At 65.4% G+C, this 19,909-nt stretch carries 17 protein-coding genes; all 17 read right to left on the bottom strand.

Annotation, left to right across the window (positions count from 1 at the left end; genetic code table 11):
- Positions 1-7: 7 nt before the first annotated feature.
- The 17 genes from ACO054_RS05585 to ACO054_RS05505 all read right to left on the bottom strand — a co-directional run bounded on the left by ACO054_RS05585 (position 8) and on the right by ACO054_RS05505 (position 19,863).
- Positions 8-1,747 (bottom strand): TRAP transporter permease, encoded by a 1,740-nt coding sequence (locus tag ACO054_RS05585; RefSeq protein WP_421709455.1) that lies wholly within the window; start codon positions 1,745-1,747, stop codon positions 8-10.
- A gap of 80 nt (positions 1,748-1,827) precedes the next feature.
- A complete protein-coding gene (locus tag ACO054_RS05580; protein WP_421709454.1) occupies positions 1,828-2,781 on the bottom strand; it encodes a TAXI family TRAP transporter solute-binding subunit in 954 nt (317 codons plus the stop codon).
- Positions 2,778-3,683: an alpha/beta hydrolase gene (locus tag ACO054_RS05575; protein WP_421709453.1), complete on the bottom strand. Its 906-nt coding sequence runs from the start codon at positions 3,681-3,683 to the stop codon at positions 2,778-2,780. The genes ACO054_RS05580 and ACO054_RS05575 overlap by 4 nt, the downstream gene beginning before the upstream one ends.
- Before the next feature lie 235 nt (positions 3,684-3,918).
- Complete coding sequence (locus tag ACO054_RS05570) at positions 3,919-5,481, bottom strand: indolepyruvate oxidoreductase subunit beta family protein (protein WP_421709452.1); 1,563 nt, start codon at positions 5,479-5,481, stop codon at positions 3,919-3,921.
- On the bottom strand, positions 5,478-7,634 hold the full coding sequence (locus ACO054_RS05565) for a thiamine pyrophosphate-dependent enzyme (RefSeq protein WP_421709451.1): 2,157 nt from the start codon (positions 7,632-7,634) through the stop codon (positions 5,478-5,480). The genes ACO054_RS05570 and ACO054_RS05565 overlap by 4 nt, the downstream gene beginning before the upstream one ends.
- A gap of 146 nt (positions 7,635-7,780) precedes the next feature.
- Positions 7,781-8,221, bottom strand: coding sequence for a MarR family winged helix-turn-helix transcriptional regulator (locus ACO054_RS05560; protein WP_421709450.1), 441 nt, complete (start codon positions 8,219-8,221; stop codon positions 7,781-7,783).
- A 203-nt stretch (positions 8,222-8,424) separates the two neighbouring features.
- A complete protein-coding gene (locus ACO054_RS05555) occupies positions 8,425-9,444 on the bottom strand; it encodes a TRAP transporter substrate-binding protein (protein WP_421709449.1) in 1,020 nt (339 codons plus the stop codon).
- An 81-nt stretch (positions 9,445-9,525) separates the two neighbouring features.
- Positions 9,526-10,818, bottom strand: a complete 1,293-nt coding sequence (locus ACO054_RS05550) for a TRAP transporter large permease (protein WP_421709448.1) — start codon at positions 10,816-10,818, stop codon at positions 9,526-9,528.
- Positions 10,815-11,321 carry a TRAP transporter small permease gene (locus ACO054_RS05545; RefSeq protein ID WP_421709447.1) on the bottom strand — a complete coding sequence of 169 codons (507 nt, stop codon included), beginning with the start codon at positions 11,319-11,321 and terminating at the stop codon, positions 10,815-10,817. Before ACO054_RS05545 ends, ACO054_RS05550 begins: the two co-directional genes overlap by 4 nt.
- Before the next feature lie 60 nt (positions 11,322-11,381).
- Positions 11,382-12,110: an SDR family NAD(P)-dependent oxidoreductase gene (locus ACO054_RS05540; protein WP_421709446.1), complete on the bottom strand. Its 729-nt coding sequence runs from the start codon at positions 12,108-12,110 to the stop codon at positions 11,382-11,384.
- Complete coding sequence (locus tag ACO054_RS05535; protein ID WP_421709445.1) at positions 12,107-12,922, bottom strand: cyclase family protein; 816 nt, start codon at positions 12,920-12,922, stop codon at positions 12,107-12,109. The genes ACO054_RS05540 and ACO054_RS05535 overlap by 4 nt, the downstream gene beginning before the upstream one ends.
- Positions 12,919-14,181, bottom strand: coding sequence for an SDR family oxidoreductase (locus ACO054_RS05530; RefSeq protein WP_421709444.1), 1,263 nt, complete (start codon positions 14,179-14,181; stop codon positions 12,919-12,921). The genes ACO054_RS05535 and ACO054_RS05530 overlap by 4 nt, the downstream gene beginning before the upstream one ends.
- Positions 14,178-15,362, bottom strand: coding sequence for a thiolase family protein (locus ACO054_RS05525; RefSeq protein ID WP_421709443.1), 1,185 nt, complete (start codon positions 15,360-15,362; stop codon positions 14,178-14,180). The genes ACO054_RS05530 and ACO054_RS05525 overlap by 4 nt, the downstream gene beginning before the upstream one ends.
- On the bottom strand, positions 15,359-16,984 hold the full coding sequence (locus ACO054_RS05520) for an AMP-binding protein (RefSeq protein WP_421709442.1): 1,626 nt from the start codon (positions 16,982-16,984) through the stop codon (positions 15,359-15,361). The genes ACO054_RS05525 and ACO054_RS05520 overlap by 4 nt, the downstream gene beginning before the upstream one ends.
- A gap of 8 nt (positions 16,985-16,992) precedes the next feature.
- Complete coding sequence (locus ACO054_RS05515) at positions 16,993-17,475, bottom strand: aromatic-ring-hydroxylating dioxygenase subunit beta (RefSeq protein ID WP_421709441.1); 483 nt, start codon at positions 17,473-17,475, stop codon at positions 16,993-16,995.
- Positions 17,476-17,483: 8 nt separating this feature from the next.
- Entirely contained in the window at positions 17,484-18,821 is a 1,338-nt protein-coding gene (locus tag ACO054_RS05510; RefSeq protein ID WP_421709440.1) for an aromatic ring-hydroxylating dioxygenase subunit alpha, read from the bottom strand.
- A 58-nt stretch (positions 18,822-18,879) separates the two neighbouring features.
- Positions 18,880-19,863 (bottom strand): PDR/VanB family oxidoreductase, encoded by a 984-nt coding sequence (locus ACO054_RS05505; RefSeq protein WP_421709439.1) that lies wholly within the window; start codon positions 19,861-19,863, stop codon positions 18,880-18,882.
- Positions 19,864-19,909: the final 46 nt, after the last annotated feature.

Raw genomic sequence — 19,909 nt, 5'->3', positions numbered from 1 at the left:
CGGGATGTCAGGACATTAGCGGCCAAAGCAGAGCGGCAAAGCCCAAGAGAAAAGTCGCGATCCGCAAAACGAGCGGAAGTGTCCCACGAAGATGACCGACCAGCGCCAGGGTCACGGCCAGGATGCCGAAGACCGCAAGGGACAGCGAAACAGCGATCCCCTGCCAGCTTCCCTCCAGGATCAAACTGGGATTCATCGCGAAGGCGAACGGGAGCACGAAAGCGGGCCAGCCGAACTTCATGGCGGCCAGGGCGGTGCGCATCGGGCCGCCGCCGCTGAGACTGGCGGCCGCGAAGGCCGCGATGGCGACGGGGGGCGTGATCATGCTCATCATGCCGAAGTAGAGCACGAACATATGCGCCGAGGTCGGATGGATCCCCAGACCGATCAGGGCCGGTGCGACCAGGGCGGCCAGCAGCACGTAGACGGCGACCGTGGGCATCCCCATGCCGAGCACGATCGAGACCAGGGCGGCCAAGGCCAGCAGAAAAAGAACCTCGTCACGCGCGAAGCCGACGAGATAGGCTGTAAGGCCGAAGCTGAGGCCGGTTTCGTTCAGGACTCCGATAACGATGCCGGCTGCTCCGGTAATCACCAGGATGCCGGACAGACTGGCGCCACCTTGAACCAGCGCAGCAAGCAGAGCGCGCGGCCGCAACAAACCGCGCGCCCTCGGCATCAGCGGCGCAATCAGCACCAACGCCAGGGTCGCGAACAACCCGGCGGTCGCCGGCTGGTAGTTGCCTGCGAAGAGCGCCCAGATGAGCGTCGCGAAGGGAACCAGAAACAACCAGCCCGCTCTGAATGTCGGAACCACGCGCGGGCGCTCCTCGGCGGCGAGCCCGACGATGCCGTCGCGCGCCGCCGTCAGATCGGCTTGCATGAAGATGGCGATGTAGTAAAGCAGCGCCGGTATCAGGGCGGCCACGACCACATCGGCGTAGGGTACTTCCAGGAACTCGGCCATCAGGAAGGCCGCCGCCCCCATGACCGGCGGGGTCAATTGTCCACCGGTCGAGGCGACGGCCTCGATCCCGCCGGCCGTCTCCCGACGAAAGCCGGCGCGGCGCATCAGGGGAATGGTGACCACGCCCGTGGTGGCAACGTTCGACACCGCACTGCCGGAAATCGATCCGAACAGCGAGGAGCCCAAGATCGCGATCTTCGCCGAACCACCGCGAAAACCGCCCATCGTGGCCGTCGCCAGATCGGTGAAAAAGGCGGCCCCACCGAAGTGATCCAGCAGACGCCCGAAGGCGACGAAGACGACCACTACAGTCGCCGCAATGGCGAGCGGGGTGCCGAGGACGCCGCCCGTGTCCAGCGCGAGCTGAGCCGCCAGCCGATCCGGAGAAACCGGAAGGGCCTGGAGCTGACCGGGAAGGTCAGCACCCCAGAGCCCATAGGCACCGAAGGCGAGAACGATCGCGGTCAGCGGCCAGCCAGCCACCCTAACCAGGGCGAGCAACAGCGTCACCAGGATCGCGAGTGCGACGAGGCGGGCCGAGGCCGGATTGATCGCCGCCGCCAAAGAGAGATCGGGATAGGTCAGAGCCAGCCAGACCCCGCCGCAAAGAGACAGGCCTGCCAGAGCCCCGTCGAGAAGCCGGGCGGCCTGTACCGGCAGGCGGCTCCGGCGCCTGACGAGAAAGGTATGGGCGACGGCCAGGGCCAGCGCGAGCGCAAGAAACTGTTCCGTGTAGACGGCCAGACGCAGCATGCGCGGTACGCCCGCGGCCCAGGCCATGGCGAGGGCAACGAGCGCCAGAGCCAGCCCCCCGGACAGGGCAGCCGCGACCCGTTCGATCCGCGTCTCGCTGTCGGGGCTTACTCCGGCCAGAGCCCTGCCTCGCGATAGAAGCGGATCGCGCCGGGATGGAAGGTCGAACCCTCGACCTGAACCGCCATTTTCGCCGGATCGAACCGACGGAACGATCCGTGGCTTTCGATCAGGGCCGGCTTGTTCGCAGCCAGTGCCTTGACGACCGCATAGACGGTATCCGGGTCCGCGTCGGCATGGGTCAGCAGCGCGTACTGGTAGCCGATCAGATCCACCGCTTCGGCGATCTCCGGCAAGCGTTCGACCGGTTCGACCCGGCCTACATAGCTGCCGGGCAAGGCGGCAGCCACCCGAGCGGCGGCGGCTTCGCCGGAAATTACGGAGATGAAGCGTACCGGCCGTTGCGCGTTGGTCTGGCGCACCACGCCCGATCCAGGCGCCAGCATCACGCCCGCGACGCTGCCCTGTGCCAGAAGCTTCGCGCCCTCCACGAAATTCGGCACGGGGACGCCGTCAAGCTCCTCAACATCGATACCAGCGGCATCGAAGACGGCCTGCTGCATCACGCCGACCAATCTCTGCCGCGCATAGCCGACTGGGAAGGGGCGCCCCTTCAGGTCTTCGAGACTGCGGATGTCGCTATCGGCCGCCACCATGATCCCCACCTCGAAGGGCTGCAGCAGGGCCGCGACCCGCAGGTTGGGATTGGGCTGGCCGTCGAAGTTACCGCTGCCCTGAGTTGCGAAGACCGCCTCGAAAGCATTGGAGGTCGCGAAGTCGATATCGCCTCGGTTCAGGGCCGGGATGAAGACGGACGAGCCGCCTTGACCGACTGCGCGCAGAGTCAGGTCGCTGTTCGCGCTGGCGACCTGAGCAACGCCCGCCGCGATGGCGAAGCCGAGCGAGCCCTGAGGCAGGGTTCCGATGGCCAGCGGCCGATCCTGAGCCGCCGCCGGGGCTGCGCACGCGAGCGCCAGAAGGAGCGCTAAAATATACTTCAAGTCTCTTCTCCCTGTCGTTGTCGAAGGCGGCCGTCGTCCGCTGCCATGGCCTGTGCCGCTCGGCAGACCGACGAGGTCGGATCGGCGAAGGCATCGTACATATCGAAGTGATTCTTTCCGGCGCAGATCTCGCTCAGGATCGGCGCGCCGGCTGCCTCCAGCAGAGCCGCGAAGGCCTGTCCCTGACGGCGAAACTCGGGCAGGTCGCCGTCGCCCCAGAAAACCCGGATCGGCGGAAGATCCGCCGCCAGATGGTGAGACGCCGTCAGATCCCAGGCCTGATCGCGTGACAGCCCGAGGTAGCCGTTACGCGCGCTCAGCCGCACCGGCTCCAAATCGTAGGCGCCGCTCACCAACACCAGTCCGGCGAAGCTTTGCCGCGTGATCCCCGCGCGCGCCCACCAACGCGCATCGAGCAGACAACTCGCCAGATGCGCGCCCGAGGAATGACCGGACACGACGATGCCTCCAGCCTGAACCCCTAGCGAAGTCGCGTTTCTCGACAGCCAGAGGAACGCCTCGCGTACCTGATCGACCATCTGCGTGAGGCACGTCTGGGGTGCCCGTCCGAAGTCGATGACCGCAACGCTCGTCCCCGCCGATCTCAAACCCTGGGCGACGAAGCCGGCATCCTCCTTCGACAGCGCGCGCCATGCCCCGCCATGCAGATGCACCTGCAGCGGCCCGCCCTGCGCGCCCTTGAAGAGGTGCAACGTCGTTTCCGGATCGTCGGCATAGGCCAGTGTCACCGGCGGACGAGCGGCCCGCAGATCGGCGCTCCAGGCCGTCCAGCGCGTCATGTAGTCCTGGACATGGGGAACGGCGGTGCGCTGGTCGTACTGCGCATCCAGCTCGGACTGGGTCAGTCCGCGATACACGGGTGTCTCGGTTCCGACTGACACCGGCTTCCCCCGTTCTTGACCCCTACCCCGGCACGGGCGCAGGCGCCGGCCTCTCGCAGGCTTTGGCGACCTTCCATCGGGTGACGGACAACAGGCAGCAATCCGACGACGGTCTTCAAGTTGGATAAAATCGCACAGACGGCGAAGCGTTTCAAACCTATAGCATCGGGCGAAAACGTCTCAGTCCGAAGCGCTCGCCCGCGTCACACTCCCCCTCAAGCGACCGAGAGGATCGTCAGAGCGAGTCCACGGTCTTCAGCGCGCCCTCCAGATCCTGCCCCTCTTCGTCCTTCAAGGCGACGTCGCGCAAACGACGCAGCCAGTCGCCGCCGTCACTGCGATCCATCAAGGCCGGGAGGCTGGAGAGGACCTTGTCGTACTTCGACAGGCCGCGCGCATGGGTATCACTGTAGCCCTTGATCAGACGACGGCAGCGCAGGATCTCCACGGCGAGAGCGTAGTTGCGAGGTGCGGTGGTCTTCACCCGGTCGAGCCAATCTTCGATATGTCGCGTCTCATGCGCGTGGCGCAACAAGCGGCGGCGCCAAAGGCGCAGACCACCCAGCGTATAGAGAACGAAAAACCAAAACAGCGTATCGGTCCGCACCCGCCGGCCGCGATTCACCAGGCGGTCGAGCCGGGCCATCCATTTCGGACGCGCCTCCAGGAACGCTCCCAGGCGCCTGGGCAGCAAACCGCAAACCTCCTCGGCGCGCGGATGCATGTACTCCGTGACCTTGAGAACCTGAGTATCGCCGACACCGGCTTCCTCACGAACGCGGAGCGAGCGGCTACCACGGGTCTTCAGGTCGGCGACGCGGATCACGTCGTCATAGGCCATGGCATTGGCGACATACTTCGCCGCCTCGGTCGTCAGCTCCGCGCCCCGATCGACGGGCTCCAGCGCCGAAAGCTCGGCGACACGATCCAGATACTGACGACCGTAGTCGAGGTCCTGGAAGTCAACCACCTTCTGCAGACCGGCCAGGAGCATGTCGTGCGACGGCTCGGGAAAGGCGGTCTCGATCCGCTCGGTGAGACGGTCGTAAGCCGCACACAGCTGAGGCGAACCGAGCGGCGCCGAACGTACCGCTGTCTTCGGCAACAACGATTGGGTCGACAGCGGGGACTGCGGAGCACGGACCGCCTGCCAACCGGCCGCGAAGGCAGCCAGACTTGCGGTCACGCCCTTGCCGCTCTCACGAATGGTCTGCTCGTAGGCCTCGCGCGAAAAAGGAAGCACGCCGACGGCTGCGAGAGCCCCGAACAGGCTGGCGGAAATGACGCTGCCATTGTCTCGCGCCAGCGTCTCCATATCGGCCAGGATCAGCCGCTTCGCCGAACGTTCGAGAATCTCGGTCACCGCCGCGGCATCGCCGATCCCGTCCCCCGGCGCGGACTTTTCGAGGATCCCGTAAGCGCGATGGGTGGAGGCGATCAGCGTCGTGGTCTCCGGCGTGACGAAACCGCGTTGAACCGCGCGCCCCGCCTCCATCAACTCAGCGGCGACGACGATATCGACATCGCCCGGCGCCGGGGCCAGGGCCATGACCGGCGTGGGCCCGCCGCCCGGCGCCATCTCGACGTAGTAGATCGTCGCACCGGTCCGCTGTGCCACGCCCGGTACGCTGGTGGACTGTGCCAGCCAGCCGCTGCGTTCGGCCGTCGCCACGATCCAATCCGTGATCACCCCGCCCCCTTGGCCACCGATGGCCAGGATCGCCAGCTTGATCAAACCTGCATCCTGGGACGTTGCGGCCTCGCTCGCCTCAGAGACGCCCAACCCGCTCGCCGTCACGCGACTTCGGCGCCGAAACTGAGGCGCCGGCGTTCACGCCGCTCCTGCAGCCAAGAGATGACACGCGCGCGCAGGCTGGCCGCGATGCGTTCCCAACGGCTGGGGTTGTGAACGATGTCGGCACGCCAGAAGGATGGACAGAGGACGGCGGCGTCGGCGACCTCCCCACAGTTGCCGCAGCCGACGCAGGAGTTGTCGATGCTGGCGACCGGATCGTCGCGCAAGGGATCGTCCAGATGCTTGACCGACAGCGACGGACAGCCGGACAGGCGGATGCAGGCATGATCGCCCGTGCAGATATCCTCATCGACGCCGAACCGCTGCTTGACGACACGCCGCCCTTCGGTCAGCGCCGCCGCGACCAGCGGTTTCTCTCGGCGTTGGCGATTGAGCATGCACTCCGACGACGCCACGATGACCTTGGGTCCCGGCTCATCGGTCGTCAGCGCCTCGGCCAGCACCGACTTCATCTTGTTCACATCGTAGGTACGGTCGACGGTACGAACCCAATTGACGCCGACGCCCCGCACGGCCGTCTCGATGGGGTGCCGGGTCGAGCGCGACTGGTTGTCGGCCCGGCTCGACAGAATGTCCTGACCGCCGGTGGCAGCGGAGTAGTAGTTGTCGACGATCATGATGACGCCGTCGTTCTTGTTGAACACGGCGTTGCCGATGCCGCTGGACAGGCCGTTGTGCCAGAAGCCGCCATCGCCGATCACGGAGATCGAGCGCTTCTTGGTTGCGCCGTTGAAGGCGGCGGAGGAGGCCGGCCCCAGACCGTAGCCCATGGTGGTGGCGCCGATGTTGAAAGGCGGCAGGATCGAGAAGAGATGGCAGCCGATGTCGGCCGCCACGTGATGCGGACCCAGGTCCTTCTCGACAAGCTTCATGGCCGCGAAGATCGGCCGTTCGGGACAGCCGATGCAGAAACCGGCCGGACGTACGGGCACGTTGTCCGACAGGGTCGCGTCGTCCAGCGGTGCGACGACTTGGTTCGGCGAGCGATCCCGGTCGCTCAGCAGCTCCGGCGCCTGCTCCGCCAGGAACCCGCGCAGGCCGTCCAGCATGACCTGCCCCGTGTACTCGCCCGCCATCGGGAAGGGGTCCTTGCCGGCCAGCTTCGTCCCGGACGCCTGCTTATGCAGCATCGCACCGAAGGCCTGCTCGATATAGTTCGGTTGTCCCTCCTCCACGACCAGCACCGCTCGCTTGCCCGAACAGAAGGCGAGAAACTCCTCCTCGATCAGCGGATAGGCGACGTTCAGGACGTAGAGAGGAATTCGGCTTTCGCCGGCGGCATCGGCCAGACCGAGGCGCTGCAGGGCCCGGATCACGCCGTTGTAAAGACCGCCTTGGAGAACCAGGCCGACAGCCCCCTCGGCGGGACCGAAGACCTCATTGAGACCATGTTGCTTGACGTAGTCGATGGCAGCCGGCCAGCGCACGTCGATCTTCTCCTGCTCATGCACGAAGGAAGCCGGTGGCAGAACGATGCGGGCGGTGTCGCGGCGCGGCGCCTCCAAGGCATCGACGACGGTGGTCGGCGGGCGTCTGTTATCCTTGGCGACGAAGCGTCCATGCACATGGCAAGCGCGGATACGCATCTGCAACATGACGGGGGTATTGCTGGCCTCCGACAAGGCGAAGCCGTGTTCCACGGAGTCCACGATGGACGGTAGGTTCGGGCGCGGATCGAGCAGCCAGATCTGCGACTTCATCGCGAAGGCATGGCTGCGCTCCTGCATGATGGAGGAGCCTTCGCCGTAGTCCTCCCCCACGATCACCAGAGCGCCGCCGGTCACGCCTCCGGAGGCCAGGTTGGCCAGCGCGTCGGACGCCACGTTGGTGCCGACGGGCGCCTTGAAGGTGACCGCGCCGCGGATCGGATAGTGGACCGAAGCCGCCAGGGTCGCCGCCGCCGTGGCTTCGCTCGCGCTCGCCTCGAAACGGATGCCCAGCTCTTCGAGAATGTCTCTGGCGTCGGCCAGCACGTCCATCAGGTGGGAAATCGGCGCGCCCTGGTAACCGGCGACGTAGCCGACGCCGGACTGCAACAGCGCCTTTGTAACCGCGAGAATACCCTCGCCGGCGAACTCCTCCCCTGCCGTCAGGCGAAGCTTTTCCACCTCCTTCGCAAAAGAGCGTTCCGCCATAACCTCCCCATCCTTTGCAAGGACATTACTTGCAAATGCATATAATATTGCGTGACAGTTGTCAATTCGCACCGCCGCGCCGAGACGCTCCCAATACGACAGAATACCGATGCAAAAGCCGGAGGAAACGGCGGGAAAGTCGGGTGTCAGATCGGGTGCTGTCGGATATTCCGCAGCATCTTGTTCAGCAACGTGATCAGTTGATCGCGCTCCCGATCGCTGAAACCGTCGATCAGCTTCAGATATTCCGAGTGCATCGTCGGCCAGAAGTCGTCCAGCGCCCGTCGGCCGGCGGGCGTCACATGGATCTCGCGAACCCGCAGATCGTCGGCTCGCGGGACTCGGCGGATCAGACCAGCGGCCTCCATGGAGTCCAGATTACGACTCATGGTCGACTGTTCGATCACAGCCAACACCGAAAGCTCGTTGATCGTGGCACCCGGCCGGGCCGAGAGCACGGCCAGAGTCCGCATGCGCACAGTCGTCAGGTCCGTGCCCCGCAGGGCCTCCTGGATACCGGCATTCCAGCGGGCCGATATGCGATTGATCAGATAGGGAGCGAAGTGATCGAGGCCGATCTCCGCCATGGTGGGGGACTCCCATCTGCTCTCTCGCTTCGGGTTGGAGCCCGACTTAGCCATGAGCGCTCCGGCGCAGGCCGTTCCCTGTCAGTTGATCGTGGCGCAAGCTAACTCATTGCTTCGCGCCCGGAGAAGACAATCCGGCACCGGCCGAGAGTCGGCACGGTCCGCTCCGCGCCGACTCTCGATTGCCTCGGCACACCGCGGGATCAGTTCAGGCTTTCGACCTGGTCGCGGAAGTAGGCCAGCGCCGCCTCCCCGTCTACGCCCCGTTCCGTCGCCATTTCGATCCACTGCCGTTCGAAGACGGCCAACTCCTCGGCAAGGCTCTCCATCAGCACCCCTTCGGCGACCGAGAAGGCAGTGCCGCCCGCCCCCATCTCCGCCTCGCCCAGCACATCCTGCTCGTCCCACATCTCGGCGGCGAAGGCCGCGAGGTACTCGCCGCCCAGGCGCCTCAGGATCACTTGATCCTCTTCCGACAGGCGGTCCCAGGTGCGGGGATTCATGAAGAGGTACTGGCTCGAGAAGTACAGACCGTTGGGCACCTTCAAGCCGTGGCCCAAAGCGGGGCCGAGCCGGAAATTGAAGGCGGATTCGGTCGGGAAGAAGATACCGTCTGCAACTCCGCGCGAGATCATCTCGTAGGCCTCGGTCGCCGGCGCGAAGACCGGAACCATGTTCAGCCGCTCGGCCACGTCCTTCGCGATGCCGCCGGCGACCCGGACCTTGAGACCCTTCAGATCTTCGAGCGAGGAAATCTCGGTTTCGTTGGTGAAGATGTTGGCCGGCCCGGTGTTCCAGAGGCTGATCAGCTCGACGCCGCGATACTCGTTGGCGTCGGCGAAGAAGGCCTCGTAGGTCCGCCAGGCAGCGACCGAGGCCGAACGGGAATCGGGCGCCAGGAAAGGCAGCTCCACGCCCATGATCAAGGGGAAGCGGTCAGCGTTGTAGGCATGCACGCTGAAGGCCATGTCCGCCACGCCGTTCCGCACCAGGTCGAAATGCGATTGGGGGCTTCCGAGGCCGGACACGAATTCGATCTTCACGCGCCCCTCGGTCTCCTCCTCCAGCTTCTCGGCCCAGGGCACGAAGACATCGGTGGTGAGCGGATAGGTCGGCGGCAGCCAGTTGGAGAAGCGGATCACGGTCTCCTCTGCTGAGGCGGGTGCCGCCGCCGCGATGGCCGCTAGGCCGACCGCCGCCATGAAGCTTTTCGCTGAGAACATCGTTCTTACCCCTGTGTTTGTCTCGACGTTTGATCGGACGGTTGTTGCGCCTTCTTGTCCTATTCCACCTCCATCACGCCCCTACCCCATCAGGTTCGGCGCGAAGAGAACCAGCGCCGGCACCAACAGCAGAAGAACCAGGCGCAGAATATCGGCCAGGATGAAAACGCCGACGCCGCGAAAGATCGTCGTCGTCGGCACGTCCGGCAGCGCGACCTTCATGACGAAGACGTTGAGCCCGATCGGCGGTGTGATCAGGCTGATTTCGATCACCACCACGACGATGATCCCGAACCAGATCGGATCGAAGCCGAGCGACTGGACGATCGGGAAGAAGATCGGCACGGTCAGCAGCATCATGCTCAGGCTTTCGAGCAGACAGCCGAGCACGAGATAGATCGCCAGGATGCAGAGCATGACCAGCATCGGCGAGGCCTCGAAGGACTGCACCCAAGCGGACAGTTCGCGCGGCAGACCGGCGACGTTGATGAAGTTGGAAAAGACGATGGCGCCGATCAGCAGAATGAACATCATCGAGGTGGTGCGCGCCGTCTGAATCAGCGTGTCCAGCAAGAGCCGCCAGGTCATGGCGCGACGGGCCAGGACGAACAGAAAGGCGCCGCCCGCGCCGATGCCGGCGGCCTCGGTTGGGGTGAAGACACCCAGATACATGCCGCCCATGATGAGCAGGAACAGCACCAGGATGCCCCAGATGCGCGACAGAGCGCGCAGGCGTTGGGGCCAATCCACACGCGGGCCCGGCGGACCCATCTCGGGGTTGAACCAGGTGACCGTGCGAACAGCGGCCAGATAGAGCAGCAGCCCGATCACGCCCGGAACGATGCCGGCAATGAAGAGACTGCCGATATCCGTGCCGGTCACGATGCCGTAGAGCACGAGGATCACGGAGGGCGGGATCAGAATCCCCAGCGTGCCGCCGGCCGCGATGGAACCGGCGGCTAGGCTGTCCGCATAGCCGTGCTTGCGCATCTCCGGCACGGACACCTGGGCCATGGTCGCGGAGGTCGCCATGCTGGATCCGCTGACGGCGGCGAAGCCGCCGCAGGCCAGGACGGTCGCCATCGCCAAGCCGCCGCGCCGATGCCCGATAAAGGCGTTGGCGCAGTCGTACAGCTCTCGGCTGAGACCGGCGCGCGAGACGAAGTTGCCCATCAGGATGAAGAGCGGAAGAACGGACAGACTGGCGCTCAGACTGGTTTCGTAGGCGATCTGTCCGAGCATCGCCAAACCGGGGAACCAGCCGACGACCCAGGCGAAGCCGAGCACCCCGACGATGATCATGCCGAAGGCGACCGGCGTGCCGAAGAACAGCAGCAGGAAGACGAGCAAGAAGCCGACGACCGCCTCTGTCATCCGGCTGCCTCCGCATCTTCCTGGGACGCGCCGGCGAAGAAATGGGCAATGGCCGCCAGGGCCGCGACGAACGCCATGGCTGCCATGAAATAGGCCATTGGAGCCAAGGGGATCCGCAGGAAGGAGGAGCTGTCGCCGTAGCTGGCCAGATCGAGACCGGTCAGGGCGAGGCGCCACCCCATCGCCGCCAAAGCGACAACCGATGTCACCGTCATGACCAGACGCTGCAGCAGCTGAACCGTTCGGCCGGCCAGCAGCTCCAACAGACCAACCACGATGTGAGATCCGCTGGCGCTGACCAGCGGCAAGGCGCCGAACACCACAAGCCCCATGCCGAACTGGGTCAGTTCGGAGGCGCCCTGGACCGGCGCGTTGAAGAAGTAGCGGCCCACCACATCGACGCAGGTCAGAAGCATAAGGGCGAAGAGGATTACGGCCACGAAGACACTCAGAACGCGGCCCGAACCGCGAACGAGGGAATGCAGGAAGAGATCGCTAAACACCGGCACGTGTCTCTTTCCCGTGTCCGGCGGTCTTCCCCGCTGCGTGGCCCGTCGTTGTCGTCACAAGGAGATACCGCCGAGACTGGCGCCGCCGCAGACGAAGAGGACCTGACCGGTGACGAAGCCAGCTTCGGGTTCGGCAAAGAAGAGTACGGCCCGGCTGACGTCCTCGACCGAGCCCAGGCGTCCCACGGGCAGTGCGGCGGCCAGTTCGGCTTCGCGCGCCGAGTCTTTTGGAATGATCCCCCAGAAATTGTCGGTGCGGACCGGCCCCGGCGCGACAACATTGACGGTGATTCCGTCCCCGCCCAGTTCCAACGCCCAGGTGCGGGCCATGCCATGCACGGCGGCCTTGGTTGCGCTGTAGGCCGTGCGGGTCGGTACCCCCATGGCCGCCCGGCTGGTGACGAAGACGATACGGCCGAAACCGCCTTGGCGCATGCCGGGCAAAACGGCCTGGGTCAGAACCAGAGGGGCCGTCACATGGATCTGGGTAAGTCCGGCCACTTCCTCCGGCTTCACCTCGTCCAGGAGGTTCGGCCAGACCAGACCGGCGTTATGGACGACATGGGTAATCTCGAAGCGCTGCGCGACGTCCCTGGCGACTTCGTTCGTGGCCTTCGGGTCCAGAAGGTCGGCCTCGAGACCGATCAGGCGTTCATGCGCCAGAGCCGGCGGACGGCGGGACAGCGAGACCACCCGCCAGCCTCGGTCGAGCATCCGGCGGCAGACGTCTTCGCCGATTCCGGCGCTGCCGCCGGTCACCAGGGCAGTGAAGGTTCGGTTCACTTCCCCTCCCCTTGCTTCGGCACCAGGGCGAGAACTCTCAAGGGGCTACCGGACCCCTGCCTGATCTTCAGGGGCGCCGCGATGACCAGCGCACCTGTCGCCGGCAGCCGGTCGAGGTTGGCCAGGCATTGCAAACCGTACTTGCCGGCCCCGTGCAGAATGGAGTGGGCTGGATACGGCGGTGCGAAGTGATGTCCCTGCCCGGCGTCGGTCCCCACCGTCTCGGTACCGAAACCGACGATGTCCCGCCCCTCCACCAGCAGGTGGATCGCGCTGGCGTCCGGGCCCGGAGAGTGCGCGCCGTCGTCCTTCATGTTGACGTAGTCGAGCGTGCCGACCTTGTGGGACCAGTCGGTTCGCAGCAGAACCCACGACCCGCCGGGAATGGTTCCATGCTGCTTTTCCCAAGCCTCGATGTGCTCCGCCTTCAGGACGAAGTCCGCGTCCTCGGCGGCCTCTTTGGAGAAGTCCAGCACGACGGCCGGTGCGATCAGCCGGCCCGGGGGAATCTCGTCGGTGGTGCCGAAGGGAACGTTGCGTCCAGTGACCCAGTGCGCCGGCGCATCGAAATGGGTGCCGGCATGCTCGCTGCAGGTAAAGGTGTTCCAGTACCAGGCCGGTCCCCGAGCGTCGTAGCGCGACACCTCCTCCATCCGGAAGGGCTGACACTGTCCGAACTCCGGCGGCAGCACGATCACCGGGAAGTCGGGACAGAGCGTATGGGTCAGATCGACGACCTCGACGCCGCCGCCGGCCAGCAGCGTGGCGAGGGTATCCAGGGTCTCGGCCGCAGCGGCCGTATCGGGCTTCATTGACCCAACTCCCGCTCCAGGACTTTCGGGTTCTCGGCGAAGCGGGCGAGCACGTCCTTGGCGATATCGCCGACCGCCACATCCTCCGTGCCCTGGCGCAAGGCCTCGACCACGGCCTTGGCGACCGCGGCGGGCGCCACCTTGGGCGGCGGCAGGGTCTGATACCAGGGCTCCTCAACCGGCCCCGTGAAAAGGCTGATGACCCGGATGCCGCCCGACCGCAGCTCGGCACGTAGGCACTGCACGGCGGACAGAGCGGCGGCCTGGGAAATGCTGTGCCCGCCGTAGGTCGGCCAGTTGGCGAGCGCGTAGCAGGACAGGATGTTGACGAAGGCCGTTGCGCTGTTGTCCTGATCGGCCCCGCGAAAGGACATGGTCGGTCCGAAGGCCTGGGCCAGCCGCATGAGGCCGAGCACGTTGATCTCCAACTCGTCGCGCGCCGTCGTGACGCCATGCCGGGACATCACGCCCCCGGCGCGAACATGGTCCGCCGTGTTGATCAGGATATCCGTCTTGCCGCCGATCTCTCCGGCCAGCGCCTCCACCGAGGTCGTGTCCGTGACGTCCAGGTCCATGATTTCGACCTTGGGAATCGCCAAGAGCTCGTCGCGCTCCGCGAAGCCCTTCCAAGCTTCGGCAATTCCGACGAAGATGATCGACGCGCCGGCATCGGACAGAGCCCGCGCGAGCGCCCGGCCGACTGGATTGCGTCCGTCGGTCACCAGGATCCGGCGGTACTTGGGATCCGCCGTCAGTTCACGAAGCTGTCGGTCCTCGCTCATTGCTGGACTCCCTTCCATCGGCAAGGCCATGAGAACGGCATTGCCGCTGCGATCGAGATAGGGAAGCACCCGCACGGCGGTCGGCGCGGCCTCGACCTCGCCATGCAGGTAGGCCAGGACGGTCGGTCCGGCGTCGAGGCTGACCGTACCGACCCGCCAGGGCGTGCGTTCGCGAAAGTAGGGTTCCGTCGAGGTTCGGACTGTCGTCTCCGCGATCAGCCGACCGTTGGGCGACACCGGTCGCCAAGCCAGATCGACAGACAGGCAGGAGGAGCAGGCGTCACGTGCGGGATACTGGACGCGGCCGCAGTCGTTGCAGATCTGCAGCGTCAGAACCGAGCGCGCGGCGCTGGCCGACATCGCCAGAGCGGCGCGGCTGCGGCCCTGCGGGGGGACCAGCGCCTGCTGGGTCTTCCGGCGCGGGTCCTTCTTCGGCGGCTCCGTCAGCCGTTCGGTTGGCGGTTTCGCCGCGGTCATGCGGAGTAGTCCTCCTCGGCTTCCAGAACCGCCGCACCGGAACAGAGGCCACGGTCGTAGTTGATCATGCCGAAACCGCTGACCAGCGCCCTCCGCGCCTTCGGCACCTGGGCGCCGAGCGCTCGATGGGTGATCTGGCGTAATGCCTCGACCAGGCCGATGTAGCCGCCTGCCGCACCTGCCTGGCCGGCGGACAGCTGGCCGCCGCAGGTGTTGTGCGCGACCGACCCCGTCACGGTGAAGTCGTTGGCGCGCACGAAGGCGGGCGCCTCCCCCTTGTCGCAGAGGCCGAGGTCTTCGAACTGCATCATGACGATGACCGGATAGTCGTCGTAGGTCTCGACCACATCCACGCCCTCCGCCGTCAGTCCCGCCATCGCCCAAAGCTCGTCGCTATCGACGGCCCAGCCGCCGCGCAACTGAATGGGGTCGTCGGGAAAGGCGTTGTGTCGCTCGATGGCGCCCAACACGCGCGCCCCGCGCAGCCCCAGATCCGCCGCGATCTCCGGGCGCGTCACGAGAAAGGCTTCGGCCCCCGCGCAGGGCATGACGCAGTCGAACAGGTGAACGGGATCGGAGATGGCACGTGCCGTCAGATACTGCTCCAAGCTCAGCGGCTTCTTCATGATGGCGTGAGGGTAGGACAAGGCATTCTCACGCTGGGCGACGCAGAGCTTGCCGAAGTCCTCGCGGGTGGCGCCGTAGAGCTGCATGTAACGGGCGGTCAACAGCGCGAAGCTGGTGTTCGGTCCTCCGAAGCCATAGGGGTAGGAGGCGTCCTGGGCGAAGCGGCTGAACGACGACAGCATCTTGCGAAAGCTGTCCACGTGATTGGTATCGCCGGCCACACAGGCGACGATATCCGCGTCGCCAGCCTGAACCGCGCGCGCCGCACGCCGCAGACCCACCACGCCGCTGGCGCCGCCCATGGGAATGTGGTCCAGCCAGCGCGGCGACAGGCCGAGATGCTGCGTCAGACCCACGGCCGTATCGGGTGCGAGGGTAAAGCTGGAAACGCAGAGGCCATCGATATCGCCGGACTTGATCCCGGCATCCTCCGTCAGGCGCCGCAGCGCCCTTGCGATCCACCAGTGCGCGGTCTCGGTCGAATAGCGCACGTAGGGTACCGATACCGGCACGGCCAGGGTGACGCCGTCGTAGCCGGTTCGCCGGACCGTCATGCCGCGCGTCTCTTTCCCTGACGCAGGTCATGACAGTGGCCCGAGGCTTCCAGCCGTTGCGCCAAAGCCTTCAGCTCCCCGCGCTGCACCTTGTTCGTGGAGGTCAAGGGCAGCGTCTCGACGAAGGCGATGTAGCCGGGTGCCTTGTAGTAGGCCAGCCGCTGCAGACACCAGGCCTGCACCGCCCTGGCGATCTCGACATGAGCGGCCGGATCGGCCTTGGTCTTGAGGGTCAGACAGGCGAAGACTTCCTCACCACGGATCGGATCTTCGACGGGAGCGACGGCCGCCGCCTCGATGTCCGCGTGCTGCTTGAGAACCTCTTCGACCTCCAGCGCCGCGATGTTCTCGCCCGAACGGCGGATTACGTTCTTCTTGCGGTCGACGAAGTGCAGATCGCCGTCCACATCCGCCCGCACCACATCGCCGGTGTGAAACCACCCTCCGCGCCAGACCTCGGCGGTCGCCGCCTCGTCCTTCAGGTAGTCGCGAAAGAAGCCGTAGGCGGGATCCGGCCCGGCGCGGCGAACCAGCAGTTCACCGGGCTGGTCGACAGGCGCCGGTGCACCGGCGTCGGTCACGATCCGAACCTCGACCTCCGGGCCCGGCTTGCCGAAGCAACTGCTGCCGATCTTGCGCGGCTCCCGATTGGCGGTGATGCAGCCGCCGACTCCCACTTCGGTCATGGCCCAGGACTCGATCAAGGGAAAGCCGAAGCGCTGCTCGAAGGCGGCATGGAGCTGAGGGCCGACGCCAGCACCGAAGCCGAACCGCAAACTGTGGTCGCGATCCGTGGCTGCCGGATCCGCCTTCATCAGGATCGCCGGCATGACGCCGAGGTAGTGGAGACAGGTGGCGCGCGAGGTACGCACGGACTCCCACCAGCTACGCGGATGGAAACGGTCGAGCATGGCGAGACAGCCGCCGGCCGTGATCGTACCCATGACAGAGCAGGCCAAGGCGTTCATGTGCGCCAGCGGGAGCGGCGTCAGCATCACCGCCTCTCCCCGGCCAAGCTCACAGAGCCCGCCGAGCCCGACATACCAGTCCCCTGCGTGCAGGAAGTAGCTGTTGGTCAGGACGCAGCCCTTGGGCTTGCCCGTCGTGCCGGAGGTGTAGAGGACGGCTGCCTCCGTCTCGCGCCCCAGCGCGGCAACTTGTCTTTCGGGACCAAGCGGTGCCGGCGGCTCGTCCGGCCCGGTCACGGCAAAGCTGGATCCGACCGCCGCTCCGGCGGCCTTCAAGTCGGCAATCCGCTCACCCACCGCAACCGCTGCCGCCATCTCGCTATGACCGATCAGGTACTCCAGCTCCGCGGCGCGCAGATCCGGATTGATCGGGACGATCGACGCCCCGACAGCGTTCAGCGCCAGGAAATTGAGAAGGAAATCGGGGCGGTTGAGCAGCAGGAGACCGACACGCACCCCCGGACCGTATCCGGCAGCACGAAACGCGGCCGCCCGCGCGCCGACCTGCGTCTCGACGTCGGCATAACTCAGATCGCCGGCGGCGATCCCATAGATCTCCGCAGTTTCCGGCAGAACCCGAAGAAAGGGTCTGTCTGCGTAGCGCTGCGCGGCTGCCTGGAAACGCGAGGCGATTGTTTCAGCTTGGACGGACATGGCCAGCTCTACATGAACAGCTGGATGTTGCCGTGCGGGGCGTCGAAATTCAGCAAGTCAACCCGCTTCAGCTTGATCTTCAAGACACCCTCGACCAGTACCAGCTCATGGGTCGCCCAGCCCGCGTAAAGCGTCTGCAGGTCGTTACGCGCCTCGACGTAATGAAAGGATGTCCAGGTTCGAAAGTCGCCCGCCTTCGGATCAAAGCGGTCGATCTGCGGTGCCTGGAGCAAGTGCTGAGCGCGGCTCTTCGGCTTCTGCGAGAAGGTGCGCGCGCCCGACAGGCGTTCGACCCTGACACGGAGCAACAGCCTGTCTTCGTACATCAGCGAGGACTGGAGCAGAGGATCCGTCTGGCGCCATTCCGCCGGCATCCAGTAGCGACCGTCCTCGCAAAAGAGATCCAACCAGGCTTCGTAGTCGAGCTCGTCCAAAAGCCGCGCCTCACGATAGACGAAGTCGACGAGATCCTGTTCAGTGATGCTGCTCATCCTGCGTCTCAAGCACCGGCCTGTTGTCGTTCCATCGAGGCGGCCATGAAACCCGCCCAGGCCTGGAACTGATTGCGCATCTGACGTTCCGAAGTGCCGTTGATGACCTCCGTCACGTCGTGGCGTTCGCCCGGCTGATAGAGACGTTGCAGATTGACCCAGGGATTGGCGTCGGCGCGCAGTCCCTCTTGAGCACGCTCGTACATCTCCAGATCGTCATGCCCGACGATGGAGGTCGGTGCATTGATCAGGCGGTTGTACATCAAGGTACGCTCGAACAGCATGTCCGGCGCGCCGACCAGCCGGAAGGCCCAGCTCTCGACCAGCGTCTTGTCGGCCGCCAAGGGGATGAAGACGCGCAGGGTCTGAATCGGCCCCTTCACCATGATGTTGGGGAAGTACACGGTGTTGTGCCGGTTCTCGTCGAGGATCTGCCTGGCACGCTCCTCCCCGTAGCTGGCGGTCATCTGCTCCATGTAGCCGGGCACGGCGGAATAGTCGGCGTGAATCGAGGTCGCCACGCCGGTATGGCCATGGCCGTTCGGCCAGACCCGGATGCCCATGCCTTCGAAGAACTCGTAGGAACTCATGAAGGGCGAATAGACCTCGACGGCCATGGGCGGTTTCGCGCCCTCCGCCTGCTCGCGTTCCCAGACGGAGACGGCGGTGCCCGCGGAGCTCTCGTGCGCGACCATCGGATGGCAGGTATCGGTCTGGTTCTCGACCAGCATCTTCCAGTTGCAGCCGTGCAGGTAGCGCAGCGGCGCTCCGGCAACGACCAGCTTTCCCTCGGGCGAGCGGTCGATCATGTTGTCGATCGACGACAGACTTTCGCCGAAGAAGTCCTCGAAGCTCTGACCACCCTCGTTCAGCTTGACGAAGATGAAGTCGCGGTAGACGTGAACGTTGGCGACCGGGCGCAGACCGCTTGCAGCTTCGGCCTCGTCCAGTCCGGTATTCTCGTACCCCTTCTTCAGCGGGATGGAGAGCAGCTTGCCGTTGGTCCGGAAGGTCCAGGCATGATACGGACAGCGAAAGAACTTCCCGGTGTTGCCGCAGTTCTCTGTGGTGATGCGCGTGCCCTTGTGCGGACAGCGATTGTAGAGCACGTGGATCGACCCGTCGGTGTGGCGCACCACCAGAAGCGGCTGGTAGCCGACGGCCGCCGCCAGATAGTCGCCGGGTTCCGGAATCTGACTGGCATGACCCACATAGACCCAGGTCTCGGCGAAGAGGTGCCGCATCTCCAGATCGAAGACCTCCGGATCGATGTAGACATCCCGGTGCACCTCGGTCTCGCGCACCAGCGCGCGCAGGGCTGCGGGGTTATCGTGGTAGCGCTCCATTCGTGATCCTCCCGGCCCTTCTCTCGCAGCGCAGCCGCCCTTCAAGGCTCGGCCGTCCTCACAGATCCAGCACAAGCCTGGGCGACTTGGCCCGCGAGACGCAAATCTGCATGAGTTTGTTGGACGCCCTCTCGGCATCGCTCAAGACGGCGTCGCGATGGTCTGGCAGTCCTTCGAGAACAACCGTCTGGCAGACGCCGCAGTCGCCGCGCTGGCAATCGTAAAGCAGATCGACACCGCCGCTTTCCAACACCTCGATGATCGACTTGCCCGGCGGAATGTCGAAGACCTGCCCGGTCGATTTGAGTTCGACCTGAAACGCGGCATCGCCCTCGGGATCGGCAAGCGGCGGGGTGAACAGCTCATAACGCAGCTTCGCAGGATCGCGGCCGTGTTCGGCAGACTCCGTCTTGACCCGGTCGATCATCGGCGCCGGACCGCAGACATAGATCGGCGTCTCGTCCGGCAGGGAGGCGATCAGGGCCGGGATGTCCAACGCAGAGTTCGGTTCGTCGTCGGGATGGAGAGACAGCCGATCGCCGCAGATATCCTGCAGCTCGCCAAGAAAGGCGAAGTGCTCCCGAGAGCGGGCGGCATAATGCAAGGCGAAGGGCTTATCGTACCGCGCCAACCTCGCCGCCATGCTGACGAGTGGCGTCACACCGATACCGCCGGCGATCAACACCGGCGCTGGCGCGTCCATGGCGAGAGGAAAGTTGTTGATCGGAACCGAGGTCCGAAGGCGGTCGCCCGGAACCAGGCCGTGCATGTAGCGCGACCCGCCTTGTCCTGGGTCTTCCAATCGGACGCCCAGCGCCCACTTGCCTGCCGCCTCCAGCTCAGGCAGGGCGACAAGCGAATAGGGCCGGTCGCGGCCGTCGGGGAGCGCCACGCGCAGATGTGCACCGGGATCAATCTCAGGCAGGGCGGAACCGTCCGCAGTCGACAGCACGAAGGAACGGATCAGCGGCGTGTCCCTGCGTACGGACTCGACAAGGAGTTCAAATTGCGACACGGCCACACTCTCGTCCGTCACTGCCATCGACGAGACAGTTTATCCCAAACAATATGCAAGATCATATTTTACC

The sequence above is a fragment of the Algihabitans sp. genome (assembly GCF_965226985.1).
Classification (GTDB): domain Bacteria; phylum Pseudomonadota; class Alphaproteobacteria; order Kiloniellales; family DSM-21159; genus Algihabitans.
The sequence above is the reverse complement of the archived record's forward strand: the minus strand, read 5'-3'. Positions and strand labels throughout refer to the sequence as shown.

What these genes read in the sequence shown, in the direction of transcription:
- ACO054_RS05585 (WP_421709455.1), bottom strand. Translation starts at nt 1,747, where the DNA reads ATGGCCTGGGCCGCGGGCGTACCGCGCATGCTGCGTCTGGCCGTCTAC.
- ACO054_RS05565 (WP_421709451.1), bottom strand. Translation starts at nt 7,634, where the DNA reads ATGGCGGAACGCTCTTTTGCGAAGGAGGTGGAAAAGCTTCGCCTGACG.
- ACO054_RS05560 (WP_421709450.1), bottom strand. Translation starts at nt 8,221, where the DNA reads ATGGCGGAGATCGGCCTCGATCACTTCGCTCCCTATCTGATCAATCGC.
- ACO054_RS05555 (WP_421709449.1), bottom strand. Translation starts at nt 9,444, where the DNA reads ATGTTCTCAGCGAAAAGCTTCATGGCGGCGGTCGGCCTAGCGGCCATC.
- ACO054_RS05550 (WP_421709448.1), bottom strand. Translation starts at nt 10,818, where the DNA reads ATGACAGAGGCGGTCGTCGGCTTCTTGCTCGTCTTCCTGCTGCTGTTC.
- ACO054_RS05535 (WP_421709445.1), bottom strand. Translation starts at nt 12,922, where the DNA reads ATGAAGCCCGATACGGCCGCTGCGGCCGAGACCCTGGATACCCTCGCC.
- ACO054_RS05530 (WP_421709444.1), bottom strand. Translation starts at nt 14,181, where the DNA reads ATGACCGCGGCGAAACCGCCAACCGAACGGCTGACGGAGCCGCCGAAG.
- ACO054_RS05525 (WP_421709443.1), bottom strand. Translation starts at nt 15,362, where the DNA reads ATGACGGTCCGGCGAACCGGCTACGACGGCGTCACCCTGGCCGTGCCG.
- ACO054_RS05520 (WP_421709442.1), bottom strand. Translation starts at nt 16,984, where the DNA reads ATGTCCGTCCAAGCTGAAACAATCGCCTCGCGTTTCCAGGCAGCCGCG.
- ACO054_RS05515 (WP_421709441.1), bottom strand. Translation starts at nt 17,475, where the DNA reads ATGAGCAGCATCACTGAACAGGATCTCGTCGACTTCGTCTATCGTGAG.
- ACO054_RS05510 (WP_421709440.1), bottom strand. Translation starts at nt 18,821, where the DNA reads ATGGAGCGCTACCACGATAACCCCGCAGCCCTGCGCGCGCTGGTGCGC.
- ACO054_RS05505 (WP_421709439.1), bottom strand. Translation starts at nt 19,863, where the DNA reads ATGGCAGTGACGGACGAGAGTGTGGCCGTGTCGCAATTTGAACTCCTT.